Source organism: Mucilaginibacter kameinonensis (genome assembly GCF_003675385.1).
GTDB classification, from domain to species: Bacteria; Bacteroidota; Bacteroidia; order Sphingobacteriales; family Sphingobacteriaceae; genus Mucilaginibacter; species Mucilaginibacter kameinonensis.
The window spans coordinates 290267-303137 of record NZ_RCWZ01000001.1 but is presented as its reverse complement, the minus strand read 5'-3'; the positions used below and the strand labels follow the sequence as shown (position 1 = coordinate 303137).

The window sequence follows — 12871 nt, the reverse complement described above, 5'->3', positions numbered from 1 at the left end:
TAAAAGAATGGCGGCACTAAATGCCGCCATTCAAAAAGCATTAGTCTGAGATGAATGCGGTAGCACAGCTTGCATAAGCAATAGCAACGCCAATGCCTGTTTCGGCTGTAAGTAAGCCTACACCACAAGCAACACCGGCAGCAAAGCTACCCCACGGGAAACCACCTTCAATGGTCTCCATTTCTTCGGTTGATAAGTTTTTCATGATTTTAAATGATTTAGTGTTAGGTTTTTATTCGTTCATCGCGGCACCGCAAAGAGCGGCTGTAGTTGGCAATAAATATTCCTGGCCGGCCAAAACGGCTACTAAGCCTAATCCACATCCGAAAGCGGCAAGACTGATACCACCTTCAATTTTTTCCATTTCTTCGATGTTAATCGTTTTCATTTGTAATTGATTTTTGTTTTAATAGGTTCAAGTAACTGGATATTCATGCATGGAAATACCCTTATTTAATAATTATTACCCGCGAAGTAATATTTACTAAGGTATTTAATAGGATATCATAAAAGCAAATTTTTTTAAAGAAAAATTAACGGAAAATTAATTATTAAATTTTTTGTTAAAAAAATAACTCCTTAGTAAATCATCATGAAGTTTTTATGAATTTTTAAGTAATTATTATGCGCATGGTGATATGTAAGTAATATTTTATGCGTGGCTGCTTATAAAAAAGGCGATTGTTATGGAAAGTTTTTTAAGCTCTGGATGTCTTAAACTTGAGTAACAAACTGAATTGGGGAGATTTGTGCAATTGATAACGGCTCAGGTCTCATAGTATTTACTTGTGGCAATAACCCAGCAAACCAAAAGTGGCAGCGGTACAAAGCTTCATAGGTAGCAGAGGTAGGGCTTAATATGAGATAGATTTCGGCTTAAATTTAGTTTTCGTAATGGATTAGGGTCTGTGATGGTTGGATTGCAGTCTCTCATTAATATAGTGTTATGCGGTTAAACCATCCGGGAGATATTATGTTATCGGGAGCAGCTCAATAGAAATGTCCTGATCATGAGCCTTCAAATTACCTCCTATCGTATAGTATATTACGCCAGAAGGAGTGCCGATGACATAGTAGGCACTGACGGCGCTACCCCCAGGATGGTTATAATAAAATTCAATCTCGATTTTTCCTCCATCGGTTTCGTAGGTTATAGTCCCTTTCGGGCCGGGGCCGTGGGGCCCCTGGGAGGCACAGGTCCAACTTCCCGATTCCTCAATTGTCAATGGAGGATCAATAACAAATTTTCCATGAATGGGCTTTGACCATTCTGGCTTCAATCTTAACACCTTACCTGTATTATTGCGTACCGTTATTTTAACCCGTTTCATGTTTTAAGTAGTTAGTTTGGATTTGATGTGGTTAATGGCCCACTACACTAAACTATTCTGCTTGTCATCACTTTTTATTTTCTTTTATAATAAGGCATAAACTCTTGTATATAACAAGATTTATCCGTTTTAAATATTCCTTTCTCGAATGCCCTTTTATGTAATTCCGATAGTTTCTTAAATCTTTTCATTCGAAGTTTATCTATCCGCTTTAGAGTTATAAAATCATAAGTACTGCTTAGCATCATCACAACCTCTACTTCATTACATTTATCCGCAAGCTTTATAGTTGTGGGCTCTATTCCAACAGTACTAAATATTATTTTTTCCACGGAAATAGGAATATCTATATGGAAAAAACCATTTAAATCTGTTTTACCAACCTTAACTGTGTCATTAATCAAGATTGATACGTATGGCAAAGTTTCCAAATCATCATCAATTAGCCGTCCTTTAATTGTTTTATTCTGAGAATAAAGACTTGATGTTGAAAAACTCAGGAAAATAAAAATGGTTAGTAATTTCTCCAAATTGTTGTCATTATTGGATGACTAAATATTAGTGAGCATGACCCAATTAGCCGAAACTCTCAATTTCCACTAAAAATATCGGAAGTTTTTAACTTCCGCAAAGCACAGACAACAAAAAAAGCCGCTCTACTTTCGTAAAGCGGCTTCGTAGCCCGTAGGGGAATCGAACCCCTGTTTGAAGAATGAAAATCTCCTGTCCTAACCCCTAGACGAACGGGCCATTTTTATTTTATTTCCCATGGCTGGGATGGTGTAAATGCTTAATCTATCTACACGAACGATTAAGGTATTAAAAAACCCCAGATCTTTCGACTTGAGGTTTGTGTCTTGGTAGCCCGTAGGGGAATCGAACCCCTGTTTGAAGAATGAAAATCTCCTGTCCTAACCCCTAGACGAACGGGCCATTTTTATTTTATTTCCCATGGCTGGGATGGTGTAAATGCTTAATCTATCTACACGAACGATTAAGGTATTAAAAAACCCCAGATCTTTCGACTTGAGGTTTGTGTCTTGGTAGCCCGTAGGGGAATCGAACCCCTGTTTGAAGAATGAAAATCTCCTGTCCTAACCCCTAGACGAACGGGCCATTTTTATTTTATTTCCCTTGATTTGGGATTGCAAAGATAGAGTTTAAGTGATAAAATTAAAATAAATAGTAAAAAAAAGTTTAATATTTCATGAAAGTGTCTGTTTATCAGTTTGATAAAATAAAATTTAGGGATAAGGCTTGCAATCTTTGTTGGGTTAAGGCTATCTTTATTCCATAAATCAATCATCTTTTTATGAAAGCTATCTGGAATAACCAGGTCATTGCCGAAAGCAATGACACTATTGTTGTTGAAAATAATCATTACTTCCCTAAAGAAAGCGTTAAGGCCGAGTATCTTAAAGAAACCGACATACATACCACCTGCCCATGGAAAGGCAAGGCATCATATTATACCCTTGAAGTTGATGGTAAGGAAAACCAGGATGCCGCATGGTATTATCCCGAGCCCAAGGATGCCGCTAAAAACATTACCAACTATGTGGCGTTTTGGAAAGGTGTAAAAATTACCGAATAAGAAAATTATGAAAACTTACGATGCCATCGTTATAGGCGCTGGTCAGGCTGGCGCCCCTTTAGCCAAAAGACTGGCTAAGGCCGGGAAAAAGACTGTTATAATTGAGAAGCGATTTTATGGCGGTACCTGCGTTAATGATGGCTGTACGCCCACTAAAACTATGGTTGCTTCGGCAAAGGCGGCTTATATGGCTGGTAAAAGTCATGAACTGGGTGTGCCTGTAAAAAAGTTTTCGGTTGATCTGGCTGCCATAAAAAAGCGCAAGGATGAAATTGTATTGCGCTCGCGTAATGGCGGTCTTAAAGCGGCCGAAAAAACCCAAAACCTTGATGTGGTATTTGGTGAGGCAGTTTTCACCGGCGAGAAAACCGTAGAAGTAAAACTTAACAGCGGCAAGGTGCAAGCGTTTACTGCCGATCTTGTTTTTTTGAATCCCGGCGCTTTGCCTTTAATCCCCGAGATTGAAGGTTTGAACGAGATTCAATATCTTAATTCAACCACTATACTTGATCTGGAAGAGGTGCCGGAACACCTGCTGGTACTTGGTGGAAACTATATCGGCTTAGAATTTGGGCAGATGTTCCGCCGCTTTGGCAGTAAGGTTACCATCCTGGAAAAGTCTGAGCGGATAGTATCACACGAGGATCTGGATATTTCTGAAGAGATGCAGAAGATCCTTGAGTTGGAGTCTATCTCTATCCACTGCCATACGCAGGCCATTAAGTTTAAACAAAAAGCCGGTGGTAAAATAATAGTAACCATCTCGCGAAAAGGCGAGGAACACAAGATCAAATGCACACACGTATTGGTAGCTATAGGCCGCAAACCGCAAACGGAGGCTTTAAATTTGCCCGCCGCCGGGATCGAGACTGATGAGCATGGCAATATTAAAGTGAACGATACGCTGGAAACTACCGCTACTGGTGTTTATGCGCTTGGTGATGCCAAGGGCGGTCCTGCATTTACACATATTTCCTATAACGATTACACTATTGTTTACCGTAACCTTTTTGAAGGTACCGATTATACCATAAAAGATCGCCCGGTGCCTTACTGTATGTTTACCGATCCGCAGTTGGGCCGTATTGGGATCGATGAAACGGAGGCTAAAAAACAGGGCATCAAATATAAAGTTGCCAAATTGCCAATGGCCCATGTTGCCCGCGCCATTGAAACCGGCGATACTCGAGGCTTTATGAAAGCTATTGTCGATCCGGATACAAAGAAAATATTAGGTGCAACCGTACTTGGCCCTGAAGGCGGCGAGATCATGACCGTGCTGCAAATGGCCATGGAGGGTGGTATTACTTATGACAGGATCCGTTATTGTGTTTTTGCCCATCCGCTATATTCCGAATCGCTGAACAACCTGTTCATGACCCTTGGCGACTAAAACCAACGCGCATGATAAAAGTTGACAATGTAAGTAAACATTTTGGCGGGGTTAAAGCGGTTGATGGCGTATCGTTTGATGTGGCAGATCAGGAAAACCTGATCCTGTTAGGTACAAGCGGCTGCGGCAAAACCACCACGCTGAAAATGATCAACCGGCTTATTGAGCCAACGAGCGGTGCCATTTACATCGATGGTAAAAATATCATGGAGCAGCCACCCGAGGCCCTGCGCCGTGGAATTGGCTATGTGCTGCAAAATAATGGCTTGTTCCCTCATCATACGGTTGCTCAGAACATTGCAGTTGTACCCAACCTGTTAAAATGGGATAAGCAGAAAACAGAAAAGCGCACAGCCGAACTGATGGAGAAGCTTCATCTTGATGCATCATATTTAGATGTTTATCCAAATGAACTAAGCGGTGGTCAGCAGCAGCGTATCGGCCTGGCAAGGGCATTGGTATCCGATCCGCCTGTGTTGCTGATGGATGAGCCTTTTGGGGCGCTGGATAATGTTACCCGCTCAAAAATTCATGCCGAATTTAAAGCCCTTGATGAGTTGAAGCGTAAAACCATCATCATGGTAACGCATGACGTACAGGAGGCTTTTGAACTGGGCGATAGGATTTGCCTGATGGATAAGGGTAAAATTATCCAGTCGGGAACGCCTGCACAATTGCTTTTTAACCCGGTTAATGATTTTGTAAAAGATTTCCTGAAGCATCAGCGCCTGCAATTGGAGTTTAAAGCCATTAAACTGACCGACCTATGGGAGCTGCTGCCTGAACTGAATAAAGAAGCAAAAGCATCATCATTTAATGCAGGTAGTAACCTTTGGGAAACACTTGAAAGCTTTAAGTTTAATAACGGCGAAACTGTTAACATCAGCAAGGATCAAAATGAATCAAAAACTGTAAGTTTTGAGCAGCTAATGTCGGCTTTTTATCACTATAAAAACCACCAGGCCCATGAATGAGCAGCAGCAAACGTTATGGCAGTTTATGCAGCAGCAGTCGGGCAAGCTACAGGAGCAAACCCTGCAGCATATCGGGCTTACCTTTATTTCGCTTTGCATAGCCGTATTGGTTGGTTTGCCTCTGGGTATCTTCATTGTTCGGAAAAAACAACTTTCGGGATTAGTATTAGGTATTGCCGGGGTATTGCAAACTATTCCCAGCATAGCACTGCTTGGTTTTATGATCCCGTTACTGGGCATCGGCCCCAAACCTGCTATCGTCGCCTTACTGCTATACGCTTTATTGCCGATAATCCGTAATACATACACGGGTATTTTAGGAGTTGATACTGCGGTTAAGGAAGCGGCAGTTGCTATGGGCATGAGCAAATGGCAGATCTTGTTTAAGGTAGAATTGCCCTTGGCTATGCCCGTAATATTTGCAGGTATCCGCACCGCTACGGTCATTAATGTGGGGGTTGCTACGCTGGCCTCGCTTATTGCTGCTGGTGGCTTGGGCGAGTTCATTTTCGGCGGTATTTCGCTTAATAATACCAATATGATATTGGCAGGTGCCATTCCTTCGGCGTTGCTTGCCATTATATTTGATTTGTTGTTGTCGATGGTGCAGAAGATCAGCTTTAAAAAACTGAAACGTGTTGTATATGTGTTTCCGGTATTACTGATATTGTTGTGTCTGTTTTATATAGTCCCCGCCAAATCAGAAGGAAAGCTTACCGCGGGTTTTACGCCCGAGTTTATGGGGCGGCAGGATGGTGATCTGGGCCTCAGGAGTAAGTACGGTTTAAAGATCCATACCATAGTCATCAGCGATGCGGTGATGTACAAAGCCGCGTTTGAAAAACACCTGGACGTGATTAGTGGTTACTCAACCGATGGCAGGTTAAAAGCTTATGATTTAGTTGTGCTGGACGATGATAAGCATATTTTTCCGCCATATTACGCAGCGCCCATAGTGCGTGATGATATCCTGAAAAAATTTCCTGACCTTGAGCCGACATTGAACCTGCTCGCAGGCAAAATAAATGATTCAGTTATGACGGTTTTAAACTACCGCACCGACTATCTTCACCAAAGCCCGGAAAGGGTTGCAAAAGATTTTTTGGTTGCCAACAAATTGTGGCGGGCCGAGCGGGGTGGGAGCGATGGCGTAGTGCGCATAGGCTCAAAGATATTTGGTGAGCAATACATCCTGGCCAACATATACAGCATGCTGATAAAGGGATATACCGATCATGATGTATCAACAAAAACAGGCCTCGGTGGCACTAAAATATGTTTTGACGCGCTAACCAATAACCAGATAGATTTTTATCCTGAATATACCGGGACTGGTTTGCTGGCTATTTTGCAGGCATCGCCAAAAACAGTTAACGAGGTAACGGTAAACAGGGATAGCACATACAACTATGTACAACGCCAGTTTGAAAGTAAGTACCAAATTAAATGGCTTAAACCAATAGGTTTTAATAATGCTTATGCTTTAATGATGAGGCAGCAGCAGGCCAAGCAATTGGGTATTAAAACAATTTCAAACTTAAAGCAGTTTTTGGATAAGAAATAACTTAGATGGATTTAATTACCCGGTATAAAGAAGTACGCCAGCGTACAGAAAAAATTTGCTCCTACTTGCAAACGGAAGATTATGTAGTACAACCCGTGGTTGATGTTAGTCCGCCTAAATGGCATATTGGTCATGTCACCTGGTTTTTCGAGACTTTTATTCTTAAGCCCTACTTTATGGGCTACCAGGAGTATAATCCCGATTATAATTATGTTTTCAACAGCTACTATGAAACTGTTGGTACACGGGTGATCCGTACCGATCGTGGTAACCTGAGCCGCCCTACAGTTGTTGAAATTTACAGCTATCGCAAATATGTTGACGAGGCCATGGATGGCTTTTTGTGTGGTGATGTGAGCAATGATGTGAAAGAGCTGCTTATTCTTGGTTTTAACCATGAAGAGCAGCACCAGGAACTTTTAATGACCGATATTAAATTTATCTTGGGGCATAACCCTTTATTCCCGGCTTATAATAAAAGTTATGCTACGCCTCATGTTGATGAGGGGGAAAGTGACGCTTTTATTAGCATGGATGAAGGTATTTACGAAATTGGTTTTACCGGTGTAGGCTTTTGCTTTGATAATGAATTAAATCGGCATAAAGTATATCTTAACCAGTACGAAATAAGCCCGAAGCTGGTAACCAATGCCGAGTATCTGGAGTTTATTAACAGCGGCGGCTATCATGATTTCTGTCACTGGCACGCCGAAGGTTGGGATTGGGTTAAAACCAATAAAGTTGAAGCGCCATTGTACTGGCATTTGATTGATAACAAATGGTATAGCTATACCTATCGTGGTTTAGAGCCTTTGCATTTAAAAGGCGCTGTTACACACATCAGTTATTTTGAAGCCTACGCTTACGCCTCATGGAAAGGTTTAAGATTGCCTACGGAATTTGAGTGGGAAGCAGCATCCGGAAAATTTAACTGGGGACGCCGTTGGGAATGGACAGAGAGCTCGTACCTGCCTTACCCGGGTTTTGCCAAGGCACCGGGTGCAATAGGCGAATATAATGGTAAATTTATGGTTAACCAGAAAGTGCTGCGCGGCGCGTCGGAAGTTACGCCTCCGGGTCATAGCCGTGCAACTTATCGCAATTTTTTTCAGACAAATTTACGCTGGCAGTTTACTGGCATAAGACTTGCGAGGTAAATTGTCACAAAACCACCACCACCTATGGATCAAGTTTTTACACCAACAACCGTCAATTGTACCATAAGCGAAGAAAACAGGCAGTTTTATGCTGATGTTATAGCGGGGTTACAAGCGGAGCCAAAGCACCTTAACTCAAAGTATTTTTATGATGCTAACGGCGATAAGCTGTTCCAGGAGTTGATGAACTGCCCGGAGTATTATCCAACCAATTGCGAACTGGAAATATTTTCGGAAAAAACAGCCGAGATCTGCGATGCGCTGATTGCTGATGGCGATGCTTTTGACCTGATAGAACTTGGCGCCGGTGACGCCACTAAATCAACTTACCTGCTTAAGTATCTGCTGGATAAAAAGGCTGATTTTACTTATCTGCCCATCGATATATCGGAGAATGTAATATCCTATCTCAACATAACCCTGCCTGTAACCTTGCCTGGCTTAAAAATTACCGGACTTAACGGCGAATATTTTGAAATGCTGAAAAGGGCTGCTGCTATCTCGCCAAGGCGTAAGGTGGTTTTGTTTTTAGGCTCAAATATCGGCAATATGCCGCTTGACGGAGCTATTGAGTTTTGTCGCGAGTTAAGAAACAACCTGTCGGAAGGAGATATGGTGCTGATTGGGATGGACCTGAAAAAAGATCCGCGCGTGGTTCTTGCTGCCTACAATGATAAAGATGGCATTACCCGCGAGTTTAACTTGAACCTGCTCCGTCGTATCAACCGTGAGCTGCATGGCAATTTTGATGTGAGCAAGTTTGAACATTATCCAACGTATGATCCCGCAACCGGAGCCTGCAAAAGTTACCTCATCAGTTTACAGGATCAGCAGGTTGCTATCGGCCACGAAAAAATAGATTTCAAAAAGGATGAGTATATCTACATGGAGATTTCCCAGAAGTTTACCATCATGCAAACCGATCAGATAGCCATTAACACAGGCTTCCAGCCGGTAGGCCAGTTTTTTGACACTAAAAAATGGTTTATCGACGCGGTGTGGGTGGCGGGGTGATCTAACCATGATTTGCCTGATTTTAGGATTAAAGGATGCCCTTGTTATCAAGTCATCCTTTAATCAAGCTAATCAAGGTTCTGTTTACAACACTTTTGGGTTCAATTCTGAATCTATCAAGCCACCAATGGGCTTACTCATGAGCCATTTATGGTGATCATTTTTTTGCCATTCGTTTTTGTAGGGGGTAACGCGGGCGCCATCGGCTACGTAAATAATGGTCATCACTTCGCGCATTTTATCCGAGTTGTTACCGGGGGCGTTGTGGATAGTAAATCCACGGTGCCATGTCGCGTCGCCGGCTTTCATGGTTTTGGCGCGGGTTATTTCAAATCCCTTCTCTTTAACATATTCATCAAATGCCGATTTAGATTCGTCAGAAATTTCGGTGTTAAATACAGCGCCGTTGACGTATGAACCCGATGCAAAGGTTAGCATGCCCATGTTTACATCAATATCAACCAGGGGCATCCAAAGGGTTACGGTGTTGTTGGTGTCAATTGGCCAGTAGTATTGATCCTGGTGCCACGGGGTTGGTCCGCCGCCGGGTTCTTTAAATAGTGCCTGGTCATGATAAATGCGTACATTTTCAACACCCATCAGGTCGGCGGCAATTTTGCCGAGGCGTTTGGCCATTACAAAGGTTTTAACATCTTCATCAACCTGCCATAAATTCATGATCTGTAAAAAAGCTTTACCATAGGTGTCGCGCTCTTCCAGTTTACGTTTTTCGGTATTGTACCTGTCGGCCGCCCCAACAATGACTGGGCGATAAGCTGCAATCTCGTCTTTTGTAAGCACTTCGTGCACAAGGGTATGGCCTTTTTCGCGAAATTCATTAATATTGTGGTTAGATATTTTTATGAAATTTTCGAGCGACGGAAGGTGAGCGATCTGTGTATTCATAGCTTTTAGGTTTATATTTCAAAGTAAACTCATCTTTTGTTGAAAAAAAATGAAATGAATGGTACATTTATGGGTGATTTTATCCGTAATTTGATTTGAAATAATATTTACGTTAATATATGCAATGATAAAAGCCTCGTACGAAATTCTTCAACCTACCAATACACAGTCGTTTCTGATAAGGAAATTTGATAAGCTGGCATTTGACGCGCCTTATCATTTTCATGAAGAATATGAACTGACGTGTATTATTAGCGGCTCCGGCAAACGCTACGTTGGCAGCCATATGGAGGATTTTGCCTCGGGCGATCTGGTTTTGCTCGGCCCCAATTTGCCGCATTGCTGGAAACTTGAACACAATGAAGCTGTGCTGCGTGACGCGAGCGCTGTGGTGATCCAGTTCAACGATGCTTTTTTGGGTGAGGAGTTTTTTAACAAGTTTGAGCTGCAGCTTATCAAAAAGCTTTTTCAACAAAGCGGATGCGGCGTGTCATTCTATGGCGAAACCGGTGTGGAGGTAAAAAAACTATTACTTAACCTGGTTAATGAAAAAAGCAATTTCAGGATGCTGATAGGTTTGCTGGAGATCCTGCACCGGATGGCCTCGTCGGATGAATATGTGCTGCTCGATCAGCATCGTATTATTGGCGAACGTACCAATACCGAGCGCGAGCGGATCAACCCCGTGTTTGCTTACCTGGTTGAAAATTTCAGAAAGCACGTATCGTTAGATAAAGCTGCCAGTATCGCCAACATGACGCCTAATGCATTTTGCAAGTACTTTAAAAAAGTTACCCGCAAAACATTTATGGAAACCATAATTGAGTACCGGCTTAATTATGCTATCCAGCAGCTGGTGCAAACCGATAAGCCTATTTCAGAGATTTCGTTTGAGAGCGGCTTTGGTGATGTATCGCACTTTTACAAAATGTTTAAAGCAAAAATGAACCTGAGCCCGCTTAATTACCGCAAAAGGTTTATGCGTAATTTGGCGGGGGATAAGAAGTTATCGGCGTAGTTGTTAAGTGCAAAATCTTGAGTCGGAAGCCCAAAGTCTGACTTTTCCTTAAGCCTCCGGACTAAAATCTAAGTTACATTGATAATGCCGCGTTTAATGGCATATATAACAAGCCCTACTAAATTCTTGGAACCGGTTTTTTCAAATAACCTTGCACGGTAACCTTCAACAGTGCGTACGCTCAGAAAAATTTTATCCGCTATTTCCTGGTTGGAGCATTCCTGACAAACCAGCTTAAGCACTTCAATTTCGCGTTCGTTAAGATCAGTTTTGTTGTTGGGGATGTTATCGGCCTGGTCATTACCTACCAGTTGTTTGATGAGTGTTATAGAAAGGTGCTCGTTAAAATAAAAGCCTTTGTTGTGAACGGTTGATACGGCCTCGATGATCTCTTCCGGTTCGGCGTTTTTGAGCAGATAGCCCGATGCCCCGGCCTTCATCATATCCACAATATATTTGTCTTCGTTAAACATGGACAGTGCCAGGATCTTGATCTCCTTAAAATGCTGGTGAACATAGGCGGCTGTTTGAATGCCATCCATCTCGGGCATTTTAATGTCCATCAATATAACGTCGGGGGTTTTATCGGTTAATAAGCCTATCAGCTCTTTGCCGTTTGAAGCTTCGAGTAACAGTTCAAAATCCCCGCAATCTTCAAGGGTAGCTTTTAAACCATTTCTGAAAATTTTATGGTCGTCTACTATACCTAATTTAATTGGGCCCATTGGTTGCTTTCAAAATTCAAATAATCAATAAATATAGGCTATTGATTTTAACTATGCTACTTTTAATTTAATGATTGTGATTGCTCCGCTAAGCGGTTTGCTGTATGTATTTATTTCACCGTTAATGAGTTGCACGCGGCTCTGTAAATTTTTAAGCCCAAAGCCCTGTTTAACATCATCCATATTAAAGCCCTTGCCATTATCCTTAAATTCCATAACCAGGTAACCGGCATCAAGGGCCATATTGAGGTTTATAGCAGTGGCTTCCGAATGTTTGATGGCATTGCCAAAAAGCTCCTGCGCTATGCGATAAAATGCAAGTTCAATATCGTTAGGGAAGCGCTTATCGGCAAAGTTTTTAGTGAACTTAACTTTGATATGGGTATTATGCTCAACTTTGGTACACAATGCTTCAACCGCAACTAATAACCCATAATCGGTAAGTATCGGGGGCAATACATTTTGGATGATGTTCCTAATCTCCTGGATACATTCGTCGGCAAGTTTGCGGGTGTCTAAAAGCAGGGGTTGGGTAACTTCGTTTACACAATTTTTATCCAGCCGGTGCAGGTTAAGTTTTATAGCCGAAAGCACCTGGCCAACACTGTCATGCAGATCTTCGGCCAGGCGCCGGCGTTCACTTTCCTGGGTTTCAAAAACGGCATTCATCAATTCGGTTTGGCGGGCATCATTAAGCTCTCGTAACTCTGCCTGGTTTTTGAGCATCCTCCGCTGGTAAATAATTACGAAGAAGAATAAAAAAATAATTAGTACAACAACTACAAGGGTCCCAATAATTAGTACTGGAATTAGTCCGTTTTGGGATATTTGTAAGATAGGGGTGTTGTACATGATTATAATAACGCCGATACGTTTAGACGGTTTTTTGTGGTTTGCAGAATAAACCTATCGAATATAACACGTTAGCGATGATATTGGAAATACTATTTATAATATAATAATTATGTTGGTCTTCAAGTGGTATTTGAGTGAATATCATAAAAAGGAATATATTGACCGCCGAGTAAAACAATACGCCGGCGTTTATCCAAAAAAGACTCTGCTTTTCAATGTTTACAAATGTTAGTGGGTTTAGGAGCTGGTAAAAATAGATCAACGAAAGTAAGATAAGCAAAATACTTAATGCAGTATTAGACTCTGAAGGATACTCGGCAAAGTTTCGATTATAAACCAT

At 41.8% G+C, this 12871-nt stretch carries 14 protein-coding genes and 3 tRNA genes; 7 read left to right on the top strand and 10 right to left on the bottom strand.

Translation table 11 applies throughout. The annotated features are described in order from the left end of the window. Positions 1–40 precede the first annotated feature (40 nt). From EAH55_RS30780 to EAH55_RS01230, 7 genes are all read right to left on the bottom strand, one after another. Positions 41–205, bottom strand: coding sequence for a hypothetical protein (locus EAH55_RS30780; RefSeq protein ID WP_154402425.1), 165 nt, complete (start codon positions 203–205; stop codon positions 41–43). A gap of 27 nt (positions 206–232) precedes the next feature. Beyond that, positions 233–388 carry a bacteriocin gene (locus tag EAH55_RS01255; RefSeq protein ID WP_114939421.1) on the bottom strand — a complete coding sequence of 52 codons (156 nt, stop codon included), beginning with the start codon at positions 386–388 and terminating at the stop codon, positions 233–235. 583 nt (positions 389–971) lie between these two features. After that, positions 972–1331 carry a hypothetical protein gene (locus EAH55_RS01250; RefSeq protein ID WP_121808157.1) on the bottom strand — a complete coding sequence of 120 codons (360 nt, stop codon included), beginning with the start codon at positions 1329–1331 and terminating at the stop codon, positions 972–974. 74 nt (positions 1332–1405) lie between these two features. Next, on the bottom strand, positions 1406–1861 hold the full coding sequence (locus EAH55_RS01245; protein ID WP_121808156.1) for a carboxypeptidase-like regulatory domain-containing protein: 456 nt from the start codon (positions 1859–1861) through the stop codon (positions 1406–1408). Positions 1862–2009: 148 nt separating this feature from the next. Then, positions 2010–2081, bottom strand: a tRNA-Glu gene (locus EAH55_RS01240). Between the two features lie 108 nt (positions 2082–2189). Then, a tRNA-Glu gene (locus EAH55_RS01235) sits at positions 2190–2264 on the bottom strand. A 108-nt stretch (positions 2265–2372) separates the two neighbouring features. Further along, a tRNA-Glu gene (locus EAH55_RS01230) sits at positions 2373–2447 on the bottom strand. 196 nt (positions 2448–2643) lie between these two features. Here EAH55_RS01230 and EAH55_RS01225 point away from each other — a divergent pair. Genes EAH55_RS01225 through EAH55_RS01200 form a run of 6 tightly spaced genes read left to right on the top strand, consistent with a single transcriptional unit; the run spans position 2644 to position 9027 of the window. After that, positions 2644–2925, top strand: a complete 282-nt coding sequence (locus tag EAH55_RS01225; protein ID WP_121808155.1) for a DUF427 domain-containing protein — start codon at positions 2644–2646, stop codon at positions 2923–2925. 7 nt (positions 2926–2932) lie between these two features. Beyond that, positions 2933–4318, top strand: a complete 1386-nt coding sequence (locus EAH55_RS01220) for a mercuric reductase (RefSeq protein ID WP_121808154.1) — start codon at positions 2933–2935, stop codon at positions 4316–4318. Between the two features lie 11 nt (positions 4319–4329). After that, positions 4330–5292, top strand: a complete 963-nt coding sequence (locus tag EAH55_RS01215; protein ID WP_121808153.1) for an ABC transporter ATP-binding protein — start codon at positions 4330–4332, stop codon at positions 5290–5292. Then, a complete protein-coding gene (locus EAH55_RS01210) occupies positions 5285–6856 on the top strand; it encodes an ABC transporter permease/substrate-binding protein (RefSeq protein ID WP_121808152.1) in 1572 nt (523 codons plus the stop codon). The genes EAH55_RS01215 and EAH55_RS01210 overlap by 8 nt, the downstream gene beginning before the upstream one ends. Before the next feature lie 5 nt (positions 6857–6861). Further along, the gene (gene egtB / locus EAH55_RS01205; protein ID WP_121808151.1) at positions 6862–8013 is read left to right on the top strand and encodes an ergothioneine biosynthesis protein EgtB; all 1152 of its coding nucleotides are present in this window, start codon (positions 6862–6864) and stop codon (positions 8011–8013) included. A gap of 24 nt (positions 8014–8037) precedes the next feature. Then, entirely contained in the window at positions 8038–9027 is a 990-nt protein-coding gene (locus EAH55_RS01200) for an L-histidine N(alpha)-methyltransferase (protein ID WP_121808150.1), read from the top strand. An 84-nt stretch (positions 9028–9111) separates the two neighbouring features. Here EAH55_RS01200 and EAH55_RS01195 read toward each other — a convergent pair whose 3' ends face one another. Continuing rightward, positions 9112–9933 (bottom strand): phytanoyl-CoA dioxygenase family protein, encoded by an 822-nt coding sequence (locus EAH55_RS01195; protein WP_121808149.1) that lies wholly within the window; start codon positions 9931–9933, stop codon positions 9112–9114. A gap of 124 nt (positions 9934–10057) precedes the next feature. Between EAH55_RS01195 and EAH55_RS01190 the strand changes: the two genes are divergently transcribed. Further along, entirely contained in the window at positions 10058–10951 is an 894-nt protein-coding gene (locus EAH55_RS01190; RefSeq protein ID WP_114939411.1) for an AraC family transcriptional regulator, read from the top strand. A gap of 68 nt (positions 10952–11019) precedes the next feature. Here EAH55_RS01190 and EAH55_RS01185 read toward each other — a convergent pair whose 3' ends face one another. Together EAH55_RS01185 and EAH55_RS01180 are read right to left on the bottom strand one after the other, a co-directional pair. Continuing rightward, complete coding sequence (locus tag EAH55_RS01185) at positions 11020–11676, bottom strand: response regulator transcription factor (RefSeq protein WP_112574946.1); 657 nt, start codon at positions 11674–11676, stop codon at positions 11020–11022. A gap of 51 nt (positions 11677–11727) precedes the next feature. Beyond that, positions 11728–12402 (bottom strand): sensor histidine kinase, encoded by a 675-nt coding sequence (locus EAH55_RS01180; protein WP_162996711.1) that lies wholly within the window; start codon positions 12400–12402, stop codon positions 11728–11730. Positions 12403–12871: the final 469 nt, after the last annotated feature.